The sequence below is a fragment of the Bacillus sp. FJAT-52991 genome, assembly GCF_037201805.1.
In the GTDB taxonomy this organism is placed as follows: Bacteria; Bacillota; Bacilli; order Bacillales; family Domibacillaceae; genus Bacillus_CE; species Bacillus_CE kandeliae.
Genome location: NZ_CP147404.1, coordinates 3,124,537 through 3,142,598 on the forward strand (window position 1 = coordinate 3,124,537; position 18,062 = coordinate 3,142,598).

The window sequence follows — 18,062 nt, forward strand, 5'->3', positions numbered from 1 at the left end:
ATAATAAGATCAAAAAGATCCAGGGATGTGATTTCATGCTTAAAAATTTGAGCGTAATTTTTTTTATTGGCTTTATGACAACAGTTTGCGGCGGATTACTGTTCGCACTAGCAGACTTCGTTCAAATAAACGAACCTTATATTTATTTCAAATTAAGCGATTTGGCTGATTTCATTTTAATTAGTTATTCATTCGTATTTGCTATTTGTTCTTATTTCTTTCTTGTTAAAATCACCGATCATATGAAACAGAAAAAAAAGAAAAAGAAGAAAAAAAACGCTTCTTCCTCCTTCCGTTCTTTCTTATTATGGACAGGCGGCATTCAGCTTCTTTTTATTCCATTTGTCTATTTAGCAATGCACCATTCCATTACTATTACTGAGAAGGAAATTTTGGTCTCGCCTTTTTGGGACCTGGACCAAAAACACTATAGCTGGGAAGCCGTCGATTTCATAGAGCTTTCATATGAATATGACGAAGGAGAGTATTACGGATCCTATGTCATGTATTTAGTCGATGGGGAAGATTGGGATTTATGGGACATTGATTCAGAAGTTTTTTCACAATTGATGATAGTGGATGAATTAGCAAAAAGCAAACAAGTGGAAAAAGAAATTTGGAATCAGCCTTACCTAAGCGAGATCCCCGACTGGGCTGATGAAGGGAATCATACAGAAGAGCAACTAAAAACATTATTTGAAATATATGAGTAAAAAAACATAAACCCGTTTGCTAGGCAAACGGGTTTTCTTTTATATACGTGAACGTAAATAAGCATTAATAAACGGGGTGATATCTCCATCCATGACGCCTTGTACGTTTCCGCTTTCTTCACTTGTTCGATGGTCTTTCACCATAGAGTATGGATGGAAGACGTATGAGCGGATTTGACTTCCCCAGCCAATCTCCTTTTGCTCTCCACGAATTTCAGCCAACTCTGCTTCTTGCTCTTCTAATCTCTTTTGATATAGCTTTGCTTTCAACATTTTCATGGCTTGCTCACGGTTTTTAATTTGTGAACGCTCGGACTGGCAAGTCACAACGACATTGGTCGCTAAGTGTGTGATCCGCACGGCTGAGTCAGTCGTATTAATATGCTGTCCACCCGCACCACTTGCTCGGTACGTATCGATTTTAATGTCTTCTGTACGAATCTCAATTTCAATTTCTTCATTAAATTCCGGCATTACTTCACAAGAAACAAACGATGTATGACGGCGGCCAGAAGAATCAAACGGCGAAATCCGCACTAAACGGTGAACGCCTTTTTCCGCTTTTAAATAGCCGTAAGCATTATGGCCTTTAATAAGAAGCGTCACACTTTTAATCCCGGCTTCATCTCCTGGAAGATAGTCAAGCGTCTCTACTTTATAACCTTGCTTTTCTGCCCATCTTGTATACATACGAAGAAGCATCGAGCCCCAATCTTGTGACTCTGTACCACCCGCACCTGGATGTAGTTCTAAAATGGCATTATTCTTATCATGCGGCTCACTTAATAATAACTGCAGCTCAAAATCATTGATGCGCTTTATGAACTCTTCCATCTCTGATTCAAGATCGGCTTGAAGTTCCGCATCAGCCTCCTCTTTCACCAACTCATGCGTCAATTCAAGATTCTCCTGCACTTCAAGCAAGCCCTTATATTCATTGACAATTTCCTTTAATCCATTCGACTCATTAATCACCACTTGCGCCGCTTGCTGATCATTCCAAAAATCAGGATGTAGCATTTCATCTTCTAGTGCAGCAATCCGTTCCTCTTTGTGTTCTAAGTCAAAGAGACCCCCTGAAGTCCGCTAATTTCTTAGCTGTTCTATCTAACTCATTACGAATTTCAAATAATTCCATACAAACACCTCATCATTTATTGGTCATCAAACAGGAAAAAAGACAGTGCATCCACACAGTCATCTTTTTTCCTGTCATTATATTATGCCAGTCTAGCTAATGACAACATTGTCATGCTAATTGTTTCATATTTGGAGCGGTTCTTCGACTTTATCGCAAACTTCTCTGACTTTCCGCTGAAAACAACCTTATTTCCCAGCGCCGCAGCAGTTTTTATATTTTTTGCCGCTGCCGCATGGGCATAGTTCATTACGGCCGGTTTCTGGCGCTTTGCGAACGGGCTTCTTCTTTGTTTTACCTTCTTCTTCTTTCGGATTGACGGCTTGGCCTTTGGCAACTTCTTGACGCTCTAGGTTACTGCGAATTTCGGCTTTCATGACATATTTAGCTGCTTCTTCATTAATTGAAGCAACCATGTTTTCGAACATCGCAAAGCCTTCGTTTTGATATTCACGAAGCGGGTCAATTTGACCGTAAGCGCGCAAATGGATTCCTTGACGCAATTGATCCATCGCATCAATGTGATTGATCCATTTTGAATCGACTGCACGAAGGAGAACAACTTTTTCAAATTCACGCGTTTGCTCCTCGCCCATTTGCTCTTCTCTTTCATCATAGCGATTTTTCACTTTGGTAAAAATTAAATTAGATATTTCATCAGCTTCTTTGCCTTGAAGATCGGTTAATTCTAATTCACCATCTTGTAATAAATTCGCATTTACATAGTCAACGATCCCTTGAAGGTTCCACTGATCTTCCACTTCAGCAGGATTGATATGGAGACCCACCACTTGGTGAATCACTGTTTCAATCATTCCTTCCATAATATCGCGAAGGTTTTCGGCTTCTAACACGTCATCACGTTGCTTATAAATAATTTCACGTTGCTGACGTAATACATCATCATATTCAAGCAAGCGTTTCCGAGCATCGAAGTTGTTTCCTTCTACTCGTTTTTGTGCTGATTCAACCGCACGGCTAACCATTTTACTTTGAATCGGTTGATCGTCATCCATTCCCATTTTCTCCATCATCGATTTCATATTATCTGAACCGAAGCGGCGCATTAACTCATCTTCCATGGATAGATAAAATTGTGTCACACCTGGGTCTCCTTGACGTCCAGAACGTCCACGTAGCTGGTTATCAATTCGGCGTGATTCATGACGCTCTGTACCAATAACGGCAAGTCCGCCAAGTTCTTTGACGCCTTCCCCAAGCTTAATATCCGTTCCACGTCCGGCCATGTTGGTCGCGATCGTTATCGCCCCTGGCTGCCCAGCTTCCATAATAATTTCCGCTTCACGGCCATGGTTTTTCGCATTCAACACATTATGAGGCACACCGCGTTTTTTCAATAAGCTTGAAATCAACTCGGACGTTTCAATGGCAACTGTCCCCACAAGCACTGGTTGATTTAATTGATAACGCTGATAAATATCTTCCACAACCGCACGGAATTTGCCTTCTATCGTCGCATAAATTAAATCGGAACGATCATCACGGGCAATTGGTCGGTTCGTTGGGATGGCCACGACACGCATATTATAAATATTGCGGAATTCCTCTTCTTCCGTTTTCGCTGTACCAGTCATTCCGGACAGTTTTTCATACATGCGGAAGTAGTTTTGGAACGTAATCGTTGCCATTGTCATGCTTTCATTTTGAATCGGCACGCCTTCCTTTGCTTCAATCGCTTGGTGAAGTCCATCACTGTAGCGGCGACCTTTCATAAGACGGCCGGTAAATTGATCAACAATGACGACTTCTTCTTCTTGAACAACGTAGTCGACATCACGCTGCATTGTCACATGTGCCTTTAACCCTTGGTTAATATGATGGTTCAATGTAACATGCTTCAAGTCAAATAAGTTTTCAATACTAAATGCTTTTTCCGCTTTGTTAATTCCTTCTTCAGTTAGCAATACACTTTTCGTTTTCACATCATATGTGTAATCATCTTCTAGCTTTAATGTACGTACAAAGCTGTTAGCATGGATGTATAGCTGAGTTGATTTTTGCGCTTGACCCGAAATAATCAATGGTGTTCTCGCTTCATCGATTAAAATCGAGTCGACCTCATCAATGACAGAATAATGAAGCGGACGCATAACTTTATGCTCTTTATAAAGCACCATATTGTCTCGAAGGTAGTCAAAGCCAAATTCATTATTCGTTCCATAAGTAATGTCTGCTTCATAAGCCGCTTTTTTCTCTTCTTTTGTTAAGCTGTTCAAGTTCAAGCCAACAGATAAGCCGAGGAAATTATACAGTTCTCCCATTTCCGTCGCGTCACGAGAAGCTAAGTATTCATTAACTGTGATGACGTGTACACCTTTTCCAGAAATGGCGTTTAAATAGACCGGTAGCGTCGCTGTTAATGTTTTACCTTCCCCGGTTTTCATCTCAGAAATATTACCTTCATGAAGGGCAATCCCCCCCATGATCTGCACGCGATAAGGATATAGACCCAATACACGACGCGCTCCCTCACGCACAACGGCGAACGCTTCTGTCAATAAATCATCTAACGTTTCTCCGTTACGGTACCGCTCTTGAAATTCAATCGTTTTCGCCCGAAGTTCCTCATCCGACAGTGCTTCCGTCGCACTTGCTAACGCCTCTACCTTCATTGCCATATGTTCCAAACGCTTCACTTCACGTTTATTTGCATCAAATAATTTATTTAACAAACCCATAAAAACGCTCCTTTTACTCTCAACAAGTTAATATATGAGCCTAAAAATCACAAAATTCCTACTTAATCTTAACATTAACCCCCATTTGAAACAACTGAAGGGCCTAGACAGAAGGATAAAAATTACGCGCTCCGCTTATTTTGTCAAAAGAAAAAAACGCCCATAAGAGCGTTCTTTCCTAGTTACTGCGTATCTGCTAATCGTTCTTGAAGAACTACTTCCATTTCTTTAGCCCGCTTCGATAAACTCGCTGCGGTTGTTCCTAAACGCTTAGCTAGTGCTGCATTTGAATCATTGGCTTTAACAATATTATACGATTGTAAAAGAGAAACAAGGGCTCCGACATATATTTCCGGTTTGCGGATCGTTGGATTCTCCTTCTGACAGTACAGATTCCATAGAAGAACCGCCGTTTGTTGATGCAGCTCCTCAATCCCCTCTTCTTGTAAAAATTCGCGTAGGGCATCAGCTGTTTTCGCTTGCGCTTCTTTCTCCCATTTCAATTCGCTATAATCAAATGGCTCTTGAGACTCCTGAGGTTGCTGCATCTCATTATAAATGGTAAATAAGCCGTCTAATACGAATAGGAAGTTGTCAGAAACAAAAGCTTCTCGTTCTTCTACTTGTTCACCTTGAGATAACAACCATTTCTCCATTCGTGGAGCCATTTCCTTTTCAAAATGGAAGTCGATCATAAAGAACGTGTACTCTTGTTCAAATGGCAATAACGCTCCGATAATAAACACTTCATCTAAATCTACCTTTTGACGAGCACGAATCGCCACTTTTTCTCCGGAAAGAATATCTTGAACTTCATACACATGATCGCGGATCATACCTAATTGACCAGCAATGAACTTCGTTTGTGGCCATGTTTTAAATACTTGCTTCGTCCGTTCACGTTCGATCGTATTCAATCGACGAGCAACAAACTTCTCTAGCACTGTTCGTCCATCTTTCACTGGATAATTTAAAATAAACCAAATTTCAAAAGCGACTAAAAATACTTGTGGATCTTTGCGAAGCACTTCGTATTTATGTAAGAGCGTTTGAAACTCTTTCTTCATCGTATGTGAATAATTTGCCATCGCATAGTCAATTAATTCTCGCTGTAAGTTTTCTAGCTCTTCAAGCATCACCCCATGAATCGCTAAGCCTTCTACTTTTCCACAGCACTTTTTGTATTTTTTCCCACTTCCACATGGACATGGTTCGTTCCGTCCAACTGACATGAATGTTATTCCTCCTCTAAATCACAAAAACTTAACACTTGTTCTATCTTAACACGTTTTGTCAACTTGATACAGATGAACAAAAAACGCTTGCAAAGTTCATCTTTGCAAGCGTCCCTTTTATTAGTTTGTTTCAATTAAACCATATTTACCATCTTTACGTTTGTAGACGATGTTTGTTCCATTGCTCTCAGCATCTGTATAAATAAAGAAGCTGTGACCAAGCAAGTTCATTTGTAAAACCGCTTCTTCAGAATCCATTGGTTTCAAGTCAAATTGCTTTGTGCGAACAATCGCTAATTCATCTGTGTCTTCTTCCACTTCAGTGGCTGCCGCTTCATTCATTGCAATGGCAAAATACTCTTGCGGCTCCCCTTTTTCACGGAACTTACGATTTACTTTAGTTTTGTGTTTACGGATTTGACGTTCTAATTTATCAACAATTAAGTCGATGCCTGCATACATATCTCCGTTGCGCTCTTCCGCACGAAGGACAAGATTTTTCATCGGAATCGTTACTTCTACTTTTGTATTTCTATCAGAATAAACCTTCAAGTTTACATGCACAGTAGCGTTTGGTACTTCGTTAAAATAACGCTCTAGCTTCCCAATCTTTTTCTCGACGTATTCACGAATCGCCGGAGTTACCTCAATGTTTTCACCACGAATGTTGTAATCCATCATGCGAACTCCTCCTTAACTTGTAGCTATGTATATATATTTCTCTATCTCTTTAAAAATCCCTGCTAAATCTCGAAAAAAAATATGTCGAATTTTTGACAAACATTCCGAATTTTTGTATTTAGTGACTTATTCCTTTAAATGTTTTAGATCATAAGCTTTTTTTCGTCCCCTTCTTTTTCACTTCTTTCCACGCTTCAAGTAATTCTATGAAATATCGTTCAACTTCATTCACTTTTGATAGGCTTTTCTCCATATTTGCTTCTATTAAACGTCGATTAATATAATCATACAAAGCTAATAAATTTTTCCCTTCTTTTGTTTGCTTATTCACATAAATCATTAATTCAAATACAAGTTGCTGAACTTGATTTAATAGTCTATTTTGCTCTGGTAAGTCGCGTATTTGTAAAGCTACTTTTGCTTTTTCGAGATTTTGCAATGCTTTTTGTATCATCCAAATGATGATTTCATTATTAGAAGCTGTAGCAATACTTGTTTCCTCATATTTTCCCTTTGCTTTCTGATAATCCATTGCAGTAGCCCCTTTTAAGTTTTCCTTTTATATCGGTACAAAGTCTTAAAAATCAATTACCATTTCCTTTATTTTCAACAAAAAAAGCCGATATAAAAGATGAAAAATATTTTTAAATGAGAAGAGGTGTTTTTTAATTGAAAATTCAAAATCAATCTATGATTGCTTTTTCAATGAACAGGTACCAAAAAAATGAAACGAAAATTCAAAAGACCCTTGACAAACTAGCTTCAGGGCTAGACATTCAAAAGTCTGCTGATAACGCTTCTGGTTTAGTAGTTTCTGAAACGATGCGTGCACAGATTCGCGGTATTTCTCAAGCACAGAAGAATATGCAAGATGGCTTATCTGTACTTGAAGTAACAGATGAAGGGCTAAATCACGTGAATGGCCTACTACAGCGCGCTCGAGAATTAAGTGTAATGGCTGCAAATGATACTCTCACTCATGAAGATCGTCAAGCAGCACAAATTGAATTAGAAGAGCTGATGAATGGCATCAATGATACAGCAGAAAAGCTAGAATTTAATACAAAAAAAATACTGGGAGAGAATGCTCCACTCGTCTTAATGGTTGGCGCTAACCCAGGCCAACAAATCAAAATTGATTTAGTGAAAACAGACACAGATGCACTTGGATTAAATGGCGCTTCACTACTTGATCAAAACGATGCTGAAAATCTAATAACTAAAATAGACAATGCCATCACAAAAGTCTCTTTAGATTTAACTAGAGTTGGAGCTCATTATGAAGCGATTGAACATCATATCCGAAATGCTCATATTTATGAAAAAAATATGACAACATCCTTTTCTATGTTAAAAGATGCTGATATGGGAAAAGAAATGCTCTCTTTAACTAGTGCAGAAATTAGACAAAAGAGTGATCAAATTCTTGTATCAACTGTTAATCAAAATGCTCGAGACATACTAAACTTATTTAAATAAAAAATTAGACCAGCTCAAGTTGAGCTGGTCTAATTTTTTTTATCGTAAAACATCCCGTCAGTCATAGAAAGTTTCCCATAAGGGTCCGTGTATTTCGACATGCTTGCTTTTTTCATATTCACACCTTGAATATCTTGCTTAATCATAGCCATTAGCTTTTGCAGATGAACATCAATCTTTCGGTTCCACTGTTTGATTTCATGCCCTAATTGAATCTCTTCATCATTGAATGGGGGAGTAATCTTCGGAAGAAGGACTCCTCTTTTTTGTAACAGCAAATCAACCTCTGCCATTAATCGATCTCGCTCATTGTCACTATATGGCCCTTCAAGCAAATCTAGTAGCTGCTTCGTCAACAAATGGCATTGAACAACAACCTCACTCATTAAACTTGACCACCACTGCCTGCATATTGAGTTTGTCTATTTTTTTGTATCACTAATTTCCATGTATCTCGAAACTCTTCAACAAACCCTTCTACTTCATTTAGGATCTCAATATCATTTTTTAAATTCGCATCTATTAAACGACGGTTTAAGTAATCATATAAAGTCATCATTTCTTTAGATATGTCTATATCCATATTTAAAGTAACCATTAATTCTCGAATAATTTTTTGGGCTTTTTGGATATTAACATTTTTTTGTTCATAGTTTTTTTCTTTAATTGCCTCTTTAGCTTTACGAATAAATTTCAAACAACCGTTGTAAAGCATTAACGTTAATTCTCCGGGTGAAGCGGTATTAACAGAATTATTTTCATATTGTTTGTATGGATTGTTTGTAGACACTCAGTGCCACTCCTTTTGTTCTATATACTAATAACAATTACCCAAATGCATTCATTAAATAAGCAGATTGTTCATTTGCTCTTTGAATTGCTTTCTCCATAGCTGTAAATTGATTCCAATAACGTTGTTCTACTTGGACTAAACGATCTTCAAATCGAGCAATTTGCTTATTCATTGTATCAAGACTTCGGCCTAAAGAATATTGCTGGTTTGTTGAATGTTTATTCCCAGCCTTTACTCTTATTTTCTCCATAGCATTATTGGTCGTTTCATATAAGCGATGAATAACCCCTTTTTGGCTTTCGTCAGTTCCATTAGCAATAAATAAACTTTCTACCGCAGCAGGGTCTTTTTCAATCGCTTCTCTCAATTTTTGTTCATCTTTAATTACTAATTTTCCACCTTCCATATAATTAGAAGTGGTCGTAATGCCAATCTTAGCTAATGAATTATATGCGGAGGAAACATTATCATTTTTCACAGGCGCCGATAAATCTAAACGCATCTCGGATAATGCACTTGTTAAAATAGGATCTCTTCGCAAAAGGCCACTTTTCGCCTTCTCATCCCAAAGTTCCTGTTGCTTTTCAGTCATTGCTTCTCTTTCTTCATCCGTTAATGGCTGATATTTACGATAAACATTTTCAGTCGTTTTATTTTGGATTTTTTCGATTAATTCATTGTATTCATTAACAAACCCAACAATATTTTCAAACACTTTCTCTGAATCATTGCTTACATTTACTTTCACTTCGTCCGTAAATGTTTGTTTAAGCGTAAACGTTACACCATTCATAGTGAAGTTATTCGAACTACGCTCTGTCTCTAAACCATTGATGGTGAACTTTGCATTTTCCCCTTTTATTGTTGGAGTACTATTAGGGTCAAATTGAAATGTCTTTTCCATCAATGCCCCTGAAAAGAATATTTCGTTACCGTCTTTGTTAAAGTCACCAGTTGCCGTTCTCATTAACGTCATTTGCTGGGAAAAATCATCATACATCAGGGATACGCCAACATTGGATGAATTCACTTTTTTAATGACACTATCCATTGAGTCATTTCCTTGAATAAAGAACGTTTCTGAAGACACTTCCCCCTCACCAGTATGAGCACCTACAGAGAAAGTTGTATAATTTTGTTTATACGTGATTTCCAAGCTACCTTCTAGAGATTGATCTTCATTAAACGTTATCCTTCCTGTATTGGAATTCAATGTTCCAATGGTTTCCCCACCAGCCGTTTGAATGAGCAAATCGTCCCCTGTAGAATCTGGGTTTGCCACTAAATTCAATGCTGAACCTTCAAATGACATAGAAATATCTTCTAAAGAGTTTCTTTGTAATTGCCATGATGTGGAGTCTTTTGTCAGGGCAAAATTTTCTGTTTTGTCATTTGCGATATAATCGATTTTAATCGTACTATTTGCAGCTAATTCTTTGTTAAACTTGAACGTACCATCCGGGTTTACTAAAACCGTGTTATCGGTCAAATCATTTGAATCAGTCACTACTTTGTATGACTTTCCATCTACTTTGACCCCCCAATTGCTAATCGACGAAACGTCAAAGTTTGTGTCACCAAGAGAAAAATCCTTCCCAGCAGTTCCTACTTTAATCGTTTTACTCTCGATTGCACCTGTCTTCCACATTCCTGCTTCTCCACTAGTTTGATCATATAAACCAGCATTTTTATCTAAAGTAACTTTTCCTTTATTGACAATTGTTTCCGCACTAGCTAATTGAGTAACCTTTGAAATTGAATAAGAAGAAGCATTCGCGCCACTAGCAACTGTCGCAGAAACTTTCGACTCATCTACAGAGCTAACATTTCTTGCTCGATAATTTTGAGTATACTTTAATTTCGTTAACTCCGATCGAAAATCATCCAGCTGAGTATACATTGCACGATAATCATCACGTTGCCACTCAACTTTTTGTTTTTTTTGTTTCATTCTATCAAGCGGCATTCTTTCCACTTTCATTAAGTCCTTGACCATTGTATCAATATCCATACCACTTGCTAATCCACTAATTCGCATCATAATGCCTCCTTAAATTTTTTCATCTACTAAAATCCCCAAATATTTGGTCATCGCTGCGTACATATCTAATAGCTTTCTCGACGGTATTTCTCGTATGACTTCCTGCGTCACATCATTGACCATCGTCACATAGTACTCTTCTAATTCATCGTGGAATTCAAACTTCACATGCAAATTTGAAGGCTTCAAAAAATCATTCATTCCCTGAATAACTCTCTCCATCTCTGCTTTCGAAGGCTGACTTTGCACGTCCTCGGTTTTCATCGTTGCATCCATTTCTTGTTGTATAGGACGAGTTATAGGATTCATCACTTGGTTCGACATCCCCAGCTTATCAAGCATCTCCCATCGCTCCCTCCAGAAAATCATTTCTATCCCTTATATCGGAAGCCGAACCACGATATTAACAAGAAAAAACGAAAACAATGGATTTTTTAGGAGATCGCTGTTGAAACTTTATTGTTTTTGAATCGTAATAGTTAATATAAGAAAGGGGAGATTATGATGGCTGAAAAAGGTTGTATCAAATGTGGTAGTAGGGATGCGGCACAAAAAGAGGTAGCGATGACGGGCACGGGCTTATCAAAAATGTTTGATATTCAAAAGAATCAATTTATAGTTGTTTATTGCAAAAAGTGCGGGTACTCCGAGTTTTACAATAAAGAAGCATCAACGGCTTCTAACGTATTGGATTTCTTTTTTGGATAATCGAAAAATGCGTTGGTGTCAGCATGCCAACGCATTTTTCTTCACTCAACAATGAAAGTTCTCATGCCATAAACCTTTTTGATGTACTTTTTCCTTGTCGCCTCACCTATTCAATTTCTTTCTTCATCAAATATCGCAAGCACTTCCGTTTCCCCCAACAAAAATCTCCTGCACTCTCCCTACTTGTCCATCCACAAGTCGCACTTTAATGCCATGTGGATGAAAGCTGGAGTTTGTCAAAATATCCTTGACGATTCCTCTCGTTTTCTTCCCTGTTCGTTGATCCTTTTTTAACACAATATTGACATCAAGCCCCGGTTGAATATCTTTTCGATGTTGTCCGTTCATTTGTTTTCGCTCCTTTTTTATTCATTATCTTTCGTATAAGTTCCATTTTACCTGAAAGGAAGAACAGGACGAAAGTAGTATATTTTATTAGACAAATGATCCGCCCTTATTTATAATAATTATTAAATAAGAACAAACTAGTAGAGGTGCTACCTATGAATATCTTTGATTTTAAAGTAGAAAAAACAAATGGCAACATCGTTTCTCTTGAAAATTATAAAGAAAAAGTGTTGCTGGTCGTCAATACAGCTAGTAAATGTACTTTCACTCCACAGTTTGAGGACTTACAAAAACTCTATCTCTCCTATAAAGAAGCTGGATTAGAGATACTGGGCTTTCCTTGCAATCAATTCGCTGGCCAAGAACCTGGTACAAATGAAGAGGCCTCGTCTTTTTGTCAATTAAATTACGGTGTCACTTTCCCAATTTTTTCAAAGGTGAACGTCAATGGAGAAAACGAAGCTCCATTATTTCAGTTTTTAAAAGCGGCTGCTCCATTCCGTGGATTTGACGAATCAAACATTAGTGAAAAGCTATTAAAGATGATGATCTCGGAAAAAAATCCAGAATTTCTCCTCGGTGATTCGATCAAATGGAACTTCACTAAATTTCTTATCGACCAAGAAGGAAATGTCATCAAACGATTCGAACCATCGGATGAACCTGCTTCTTTTGCTAAAGAAATAGAAAAATTGCTTCAATAATTAAGAAACAATGGCTAAACGCAAAGAGCCCATTCTCCTGGGCTCTTTGCGATATACTTCTTATATGTGAGTACGAATAAAATTTAACGTTCGCTCAATGATTAGTGACTGATCGTTGTCTAGTGTCGCCACATGATAGCTGTTGTCGAGTTTAATTTTTTCTTTATCGAGAGAAGCAATGTTTGCGAATATTTCTTCCGAGTTTTCCGGTGGAACGACATGGTCTTCTTTCGATACGAAAACCAGTGCAGAACAAGTGATGTCGCTAAGATGAGCTCGCACTTGTTCCGCTAAAATTAGTATTTCTTGAATAGAGCAGACAGGTGTTTTTTCATAGGCAAGCTCTTTGACACCAACTGCTTTAATATCTGAACCGATCGCGTCGAGAAAGCGGGGTTCTTTTGCTCCTTCAAACTCTTTCATTGCTGGTAAATCAATGGCTGCGTTAATCGGAATAATCCCTTTGATTTCTGGATATTTTTCCGCTAAATACAAAGTCAGTGTGCCGCCCATCGACAGCCCCGTCACAAAAATCCGTTCGCATCGCTCTTTTAGCCACTGAAACCCTTCCTCTACTGAAGTGATCCAATCTTGATACGTCGTTTTTTCCATCTCTTCATAATGAGTTCCATGTCCTTTTAAACGTGGGCCACAAACGGTAAAACCAGCTTCTCTGTAGGCTTCGCCGAGTGGCTGCATGCTTTGGGTAGAGCCTGTGAAGCCATGAATCACAAGAATACCTGTTGGACCTCCTTCATAATAAAAAGGTTCCGCTTCTTTTAACACTGGATATTGTTCATTCATTATCTATCATCCTCCTAATCAATTACATACCCTCTTATGAAAATTAGAAAACAGCCTAGACATGATCTTAGGCTGTTTTCTAATTTTATTTATTCAATTTTCACAGAATGAGATAAGAGGGAAAGGACTAACCCTATCCTTTTATAATTTGTATCTATTAATCATAGCTGACACTGTTTCGCTTAGCTGCGATAATTGATCGGCTGAATGACTAACCGTAGAAATAGCTTTCGATTGCTCATCAACGGAAGCGGAAATTTCTTCAACAGCGGCTGCTGTTTCCTCAGACACCGCAGAGATATTTTGAATGACTTCTTGAATTTCATGACTTTGATTTGTGACAGTCATAATTTCACTGTTTAACCCATCGATCGCTTTAATCGTTTCTCTGACTGCTTCTGAGATTTGAGTAAATTCCATCTCGGTCTCATGAACAGCATTATTAAGTTGGGTAGAGAATAAAGTCGTCTCTTTCATCATCGAAACGGTTATTGCAGTTTCTTGGTGAATGCCTGTGATCATCTCTTGGATTTGCTTTGTTGCTTGATTGGATTCCTCTGCAAGCTTTCTCACTTCATCCGCAACAACAGCAAAGCCTTTACCATGTTCACCCGCTCTCGCCGCCTCAATGCTAGCATTTAAGGCAAGTAAATTCGTTTGTTCCGTAACGTGATTAATTGTCGTCGTAATATGTGAGATATTTTGAATTTGACTCGTTAAGTTTGTAATACTTGTTTTAATTTTTTCGGAAGCGACTAATGACTGTTCATTAGAACTTTTCAGCACTTGAACAATTTCTTTACCATGATCGGTTGCTTTTTCTGTAGAAGTGGTAATGTCGCGAATCACTTGATTTTCCTGATTCATTTGCGCAATTGCACTAGACAAACGATCCACACTTCTGCTCATATCATCAATATCCGAAGCTTGTGAAACAGCTCCACTAGAAATCTCATTCATCGCACGAACAATTTCCTGACTTGTTGCTGACGTTTCCTCTGAAACAGCTGATAAATCAGTGGCCGAGTGAAGTAAGTTTGTGCTCGTATCTTGAAGCTTGCCAATCAGCCCCCTTAGTTCACTAGACATTTTATTAAACGATTTATTCAATTGTCCCACTTCATCTGAAGTTTCCTGAAGCTTTGGTACATCCAATTGACCATCTGCAATTTTTAGGGAGATCGCAGCCGCTTGCTTCAATAAATCTAATTTTTTCTTCGCAAACCAAAACATTATAGCTAAACTCAAAACGGCAATAGAAATGGTAATGATGAGGATATAATTCTTAAGTGATTGTAATGATTGATAGAATTCAGATTCATATGCACCAATCCCAATATTCCAATCCCATGGTTCGAAATAAACCATATAAGCTATTTTAGGTTGTTCGCTTGCTTCTCCAGTATTCTTCCAAGCATATGTATAAAAATGGTCTTCCGGACTTGTTGCTTTCGCTGCTTTTACGAGCTCGCGTTGAACGTACACACCCTCGCTATTTTTTGTTTCAGACTCATCTTCACCAATTGGAATGGCGGGGTGTAGTTGAGCCTTATAATTAGAGTCATATGCATACAAATACCCATTATCTTTATAAACGTAATTAGTTTTGTGAAAATCGTACCCAACCGATCCATTAGCCTCAGTTTTAGGACCATTTAATATGATTCTAGCCCTTTCTTGTGCTTGTTCTAAAGTGATTTTTCCCTCTTTTACCTCTTCATTAAGCATTTCAAGGACTGGCAAAGATGTTTGAACAATACTTCTTAATTCTTCTTTTCCACTATTAATTAATTCTTTTTTAGCTAAATAATAGCTGGAAATTCCGATCGCACTGCTAATCGTTAAAATAACGATGGTTACAGCTAAAAGCAACTGAACGGAAATTCTATTGAAAAAAGATGTGTTTGTATCCATTGTTCTCCTTCTCTCGATGTAATTTCATGAACCCTACTTATCTTATCAGACAAAAGTCTTGATAAAAAGAGCTTTACATATAATTAATAATTCAATTTTCATAGATAGAAAGATACAAAAAGAAATGAAACAGCCTGAGTCTATATCAGTATAGAACTCAGGCTGTTTCATTAAGTTATTTATATTGATCTAGCTTATAAATCACCTTAGCAGCTTCGGCTCTTGTGGATGATTTTTTCGGCATAAACTTTTGGTTACTGTAGCCGGACATGATTTCTTGTTCAACCGCTACGTCGATTTCGTCTTTAAATTCTTTATGGATTTGCTTGCTATCTTTGAAGTTGGCTGGCTTAGAGGCCGTGAACTTCTTGCCTGTTTTTACTTCAAGTGCTTCCACAGTCATGGCAGCCATTTGCTCTCTTGTCACTGGCTTATTTGGAGCAAATTTATCTTTGCTCACGCCAGAGATAATACCTGCTTCATACACAGCGGTAATGTCTTTTTCCATGTTCTTCGGTACATCTTTGAAAGGAGATTTTCCTTTTGGCTTCAGGTCGAGAGTTCGCGCGATGAAGGTCGCAAACTCGCCTCTTGTGACCGTTGCATTCGGTGCGAACGTGCCATCTGTTTTCCCAAGGATGATTCCTTTTGACGCCAAGCTGTGAATATATTCGTAAGCCCAATGATCTTTCGGAACATCTTTAAAGTCTTTCTCCACTTCACCTGGGTTTGTTGGGTGACTTTCTCCCTTCATATCAATTGAGAATTGAGCAAATCCGCTATCAAGTTGCTTCACGTATTTAAACTTGTCCGAGCCTTCTGTGTACTTTTTCGCGTTTGGTGATGTTTCAAACGTGACATTGAGGCCTTCATTGATCGGGGCAAATCCCCAGTTCTGATCAGCTGACGGATTGATCTCTTTCATTTCCATAATGTAATCAATGACAATGCTACGGTTTTCATCTGGCGTTTCGATCGCTATGCTTTCAGCGTTAATGCCTGGGAAGTTCCCGCCACCGCCTGCACGGTAATTGTTCGTTGCTACAAGGAATTTTTGTTTAGGGTCAATGTTTTTGCCCTTAAACTTCAAGTTTTTAATACGGTTGGCATTCGGATTCACAACTTTCCCATCCGTGCCATATTTAGCTGGTTGTGTGACGTCAATCTCATACGCCACGCCATCAATTACATCAAAATTATACGTCGGGAAAGCAGGATTTACGAGTGCTTGTTCTTTCGCACCTACTTTTGGATCAATTTGGTTAAATTGACCAGCTGACATTTCCAACCATTCCTTTACGCCTGCTCCATCAATAAGTACCGCGTTTAACGTATTCGGATATAAGTATAGATCAGAGACGTTTTTGATCGCGATATCTCCAGCTGGAATGTCGGTGTAATAGTCAGGACCCATGCGTGCCCCTGCTTTAAATGGAGCAGCTGCTGATAGAACAGGTACCTTTTCATACTCTGTTCCTTTAATTTTATTCTCTAAATACCATTTTTGGGCGTTTGCTACAATTTGCACGGACGGATCATCTTGAACGAGAGCGAAATAACTATTAATTGGGGCTGTTGTTTTACCAACTGCACTTCGCACCCATTCCAGCGTTCCTTCATGCTCATCCTTCACGGCATTCACAATTTCAGGGTCTGACTCAACGGTCGGTTTTCCATCTGCTGTCGTAATGCTTCTTGTTTCAGATTGGCCGTCGATCACCTTCCATTCCCCATTTTCGTTTTGCAGCTCAAGATCAACCACTCCTAGATGACTGCCCCAAAAACCTGGCATAACTGCTGGGACGCCATTAACTGTTCCCTTCTCAACGTCCGCACCTTTCAGATCTTTATACTGATCACTTGGAAATACGCCATGAGAATGACCGAACAGAACCGCGTCAATTCCGTCTACTTTCGTTAAATCGTAGGTCGCATTTTCCTTCATCTTGCCTTCCTCGATCGTGCCGAGCCCAGAGTGAGGAATCGCCACGATGACATCCGCACCCTTTGCTTTCATTTCAGGGACGAATTTTTCCGCTGTTTCGACCATATCTTTGGCGATTACTTCGCCTTCTAAATGAGCCTTGTCCCAATTCATAATTTGTGGTGGAGCAAAGCCGATCACACCGACTTTAATCGTATGCTCTTCTCCATCTTGATCCTTCACTTTTTTGTCAATGATCAAGTATGGGTCAAAGTAGTTTTTATCATTGTTAGGATTGTTATCTTTATCATCGATATACACATTAGCATTGACGTAAGGGAAATTGGATCCTTTTAACGTCTTTTCAAGGAAATCCAATCCATAATTAAATTCATGATTCCCAATATTTCCTACATCATATTGTAGGAGGTTCATTGCTTTATACACCGGGTGCGTTTCCCCATCTTTTAATCCCTTCTCTTTGGCAACATAATCACCGAGTGGGTTCCCTTGAATTAGATCACCGTTATCAAACAACATCGAGTTTTGGCTTTCTGCACGCGCTGCTTTAACAAGGGACGCTGTACGAGCAAGACCATACTTATCGACCTCTTTATCTTGATAGTAATCATAGTTCATCAGGTTCACATGAATGTCTGTCGTTTCTAACAAACGAAGCTTTACAATGTCTTCATCTAACTCATTGGCGTAGGCTGTTTTTTCCATCCCCATCGGAATCATTACACTAACAGTTAGTACCGAAGCAAGTACGGTTTTCTTGATTTTATTTCTTTCCAAAGCTTTCCCCTCCTGTTAATAAGTCTCATTTATAGCTTAAATTATAGCATGAACATATAATAATTTTTTTCTGTTTTCGTTAA

17 protein-coding genes are annotated in these 18,062 nt (G+C 38.5%); 4 read left to right on the forward strand and 13 right to left on the reverse strand.

The annotated features are described in order from the left end of the window. The first annotated feature begins 35 nt into the window (after positions 1-35). Positions 36-713, forward strand: coding sequence for a hypothetical protein (locus WDJ61_RS16125; protein WP_338751530.1), 678 nt, complete (start codon positions 36-38; stop codon positions 711-713). 39 nt (positions 714-752) lie between these two features. On the opposite strand, the gene prfB is transcribed toward WDJ61_RS16125, so the two are convergent. From prfB to fliS (WDJ61_RS16150), 5 genes are all read right to left on the reverse strand, one after another. Then, a protein-coding gene (prfB, locus tag WDJ61_RS16130; protein WP_413789027.1) for a peptide chain release factor 2 occupies positions 753-1,851 on the reverse strand; the annotation gives its coding sequence in 2 pieces (ribosomal slippage) (positions 753-1,778 and positions 1,780-1,851; 1,098 coding nt in all). 188 nt (positions 1,852-2,039) lie between these two features. After that, positions 2,040-4,550, reverse strand: coding sequence for a preprotein translocase subunit SecA (gene secA / locus WDJ61_RS16135; protein ID WP_338751532.1), 2,511 nt, complete (start codon positions 4,548-4,550; stop codon positions 2,040-2,042). 182 nt (positions 4,551-4,732) lie between these two features. Then, positions 4,733-5,782: an SEC-C metal-binding domain-containing protein gene (locus WDJ61_RS16140; RefSeq protein ID WP_338751534.1), complete on the reverse strand. Its 1,050-nt coding sequence runs from the start codon at positions 5,780-5,782 to the stop codon at positions 4,733-4,735. A 123-nt stretch (positions 5,783-5,905) separates the two neighbouring features. Then, on the reverse strand, positions 5,906-6,466 hold the full coding sequence (gene hpf, locus WDJ61_RS16145; protein ID WP_338751536.1) for a ribosome hibernation-promoting factor, HPF/YfiA family: 561 nt from the start codon (positions 6,464-6,466) through the stop codon (positions 5,906-5,908). A gap of 148 nt (positions 6,467-6,614) precedes the next feature. Further along, positions 6,615-6,998 carry a flagellar export chaperone FliS gene (gene fliS, locus WDJ61_RS16150; RefSeq protein ID WP_338751538.1) on the reverse strand — a complete coding sequence of 128 codons (384 nt, stop codon included), beginning with the start codon at positions 6,996-6,998 and terminating at the stop codon, positions 6,615-6,617. Positions 6,999-7,135: 137 nt separating this feature from the next. On the opposite strand from fliS (WDJ61_RS16150), the gene WDJ61_RS16155 reads away from it, so the two are divergent. Next, the gene (locus WDJ61_RS16155; RefSeq protein ID WP_338751540.1) at positions 7,136-7,945 is read left to right on the forward strand and encodes a flagellin; all 810 of its coding nucleotides are present in this window, start codon (positions 7,136-7,138) and stop codon (positions 7,943-7,945) included. Positions 7,946-7,974: 29 nt separating this feature from the next. Here WDJ61_RS16155 and WDJ61_RS16160 read toward each other — a convergent pair whose 3' ends face one another. Genes WDJ61_RS16160 through flaG form a run of 4 tightly spaced genes read right to left on the reverse strand, consistent with a single transcriptional unit; the run spans position 7,975 to position 11,121 of the window. Further along, entirely contained in the window at positions 7,975-8,331 is a 357-nt protein-coding gene (locus tag WDJ61_RS16160) for a flagellar protein FliT (protein ID WP_338751542.1), read from the reverse strand. Then, positions 8,331-8,735, reverse strand: a complete 405-nt coding sequence (gene fliS / locus WDJ61_RS16165) for a flagellar export chaperone FliS (protein WP_338751544.1) — start codon at positions 8,733-8,735, stop codon at positions 8,331-8,333. Before fliS (WDJ61_RS16165) ends, WDJ61_RS16160 begins: the two co-directional genes overlap by 1 nt. A gap of 37 nt (positions 8,736-8,772) precedes the next feature. Next, on the reverse strand, positions 8,773-10,779 hold the full coding sequence (fliD, locus tag WDJ61_RS16170) for a flagellar filament capping protein FliD (protein WP_338751546.1): 2,007 nt from the start codon (positions 10,777-10,779) through the stop codon (positions 8,773-8,775). 9 nt (positions 10,780-10,788) lie between these two features. Next, on the reverse strand, positions 10,789-11,121 hold the full coding sequence (gene flaG, locus WDJ61_RS16175; protein ID WP_338751548.1) for a flagellar protein FlaG: 333 nt from the start codon (positions 11,119-11,121) through the stop codon (positions 10,789-10,791). 162 nt (positions 11,122-11,283) lie between these two features. Here flaG and WDJ61_RS16180 point away from each other — a divergent pair, with 162 nt between their 5' ends. After that, a complete protein-coding gene (locus WDJ61_RS16180; protein ID WP_338751550.1) occupies positions 11,284-11,487 on the forward strand; it encodes a zinc ribbon domain-containing protein in 204 nt (67 codons plus the stop codon). A gap of 126 nt (positions 11,488-11,613) precedes the next feature. Here the strand turns inward: WDJ61_RS16180 and WDJ61_RS16185 are convergent, their stop codons facing one another. Beyond that, positions 11,614-11,835 (reverse strand): YwbE family protein, encoded by a 222-nt coding sequence (locus WDJ61_RS16185; protein ID WP_338751552.1) that lies wholly within the window; start codon positions 11,833-11,835, stop codon positions 11,614-11,616. Between the two features lie 155 nt (positions 11,836-11,990). Between WDJ61_RS16185 and WDJ61_RS16190 the strand changes: the two genes are divergently transcribed. Beyond that, positions 11,991-12,539 carry a glutathione peroxidase gene (locus tag WDJ61_RS16190; protein WP_338751554.1) on the forward strand — a complete coding sequence of 183 codons (549 nt, stop codon included), beginning with the start codon at positions 11,991-11,993 and terminating at the stop codon, positions 12,537-12,539. 60 nt (positions 12,540-12,599) lie between these two features. Here WDJ61_RS16190 and WDJ61_RS16195 read toward each other — a convergent pair whose 3' ends face one another. The 3 genes from WDJ61_RS16195 to WDJ61_RS16205 form a co-directional block, all read right to left on the reverse strand. Beyond that, complete coding sequence (locus WDJ61_RS16195; protein ID WP_338751556.1) at positions 12,600-13,343, reverse strand: alpha/beta hydrolase; 744 nt, start codon at positions 13,341-13,343, stop codon at positions 12,600-12,602. Between the two features lie 141 nt (positions 13,344-13,484). Continuing rightward, entirely contained in the window at positions 13,485-15,257 is a 1,773-nt protein-coding gene (locus tag WDJ61_RS16200; protein WP_338751558.1) for a methyl-accepting chemotaxis protein, read from the reverse strand. Between the two features lie 175 nt (positions 15,258-15,432). Next, complete coding sequence (locus WDJ61_RS16205) at positions 15,433-17,922, reverse strand: bifunctional 2',3'-cyclic-nucleotide 2'-phosphodiesterase/3'-nucleotidase (protein ID WP_413789105.1); 2,490 nt, start codon at positions 17,920-17,922, stop codon at positions 15,433-15,435. Between the last annotated feature and the right edge of the window lie 140 nt (positions 17,923-18,062).

Excerpts from the sequence above, each read along its gene's own strand:
- WDJ61_RS16125 (WP_338751530.1), top strand. The coding sequence starts at position 36 with ATGCTTAAAAATTTGAGCGTAATTTTTTTTATTGGCTTTATGACAACA.
- secA (WP_338751532.1), bottom strand. The coding sequence starts at position 4,550 with ATGGGTTTGTTAAATAAATTATTTGATGCAAATAAACGTGAAGTGAAG.
- WDJ61_RS16140 (WP_338751534.1), bottom strand. The coding sequence starts at position 5,782 with ATGTCAGTTGGACGGAACGAACCATGTCCATGTGGAAGTGGGAAAAAA.
- hpf (WP_338751536.1), bottom strand. The coding sequence starts at position 6,466 with ATGATGGATTACAACATTCGTGGTGAAAACATTGAGGTAACTCCGGCG.
- fliS (WP_338751538.1), bottom strand. The coding sequence starts at position 6,998 with ATGGATTATCAGAAAGCAAAGGGAAAATATGAGGAAACAAGTATTGCT.
- WDJ61_RS16160 (WP_338751542.1), bottom strand. The coding sequence starts at position 8,331 with ATGAGTGAGGTTGTTGTTCAATGCCATTTGTTGACGAAGCAGCTACTA.
- fliD (WP_338751546.1), bottom strand. The coding sequence starts at position 10,779 with ATGATGCGAATTAGTGGATTAGCAAGTGGTATGGATATTGATACAATG.
- flaG (WP_338751548.1), bottom strand. The coding sequence starts at position 11,121 with ATGCTTGATAAGCTGGGGATGTCGAACCAAGTGATGAATCCTATAACT.
- WDJ61_RS16180 (WP_338751550.1), top strand. The coding sequence starts at position 11,284 with ATGGCTGAAAAAGGTTGTATCAAATGTGGTAGTAGGGATGCGGCACAA.
- WDJ61_RS16185 (WP_338751552.1), bottom strand. The coding sequence starts at position 11,835 with ATGAACGGACAACATCGAAAAGATATTCAACCGGGGCTTGATGTCAAT.
- WDJ61_RS16190 (WP_338751554.1), top strand. The coding sequence starts at position 11,991 with ATGAATATCTTTGATTTTAAAGTAGAAAAAACAAATGGCAACATCGTT.
- WDJ61_RS16195 (WP_338751556.1), bottom strand. The coding sequence starts at position 13,343 with ATGAATGAACAATATCCAGTGTTAAAAGAAGCGGAACCTTTTTATTAT.
- WDJ61_RS16200 (WP_338751558.1), bottom strand. The coding sequence starts at position 15,257 with ATGGATACAAACACATCTTTTTTCAATAGAATTTCCGTTCAGTTGCTT.
- WDJ61_RS16205 (WP_413789105.1), bottom strand. The coding sequence starts at position 17,922 with ATGATTCCGATGGGGATGGAAAAAACAGCCTACGCCAATGAGTTAGAT.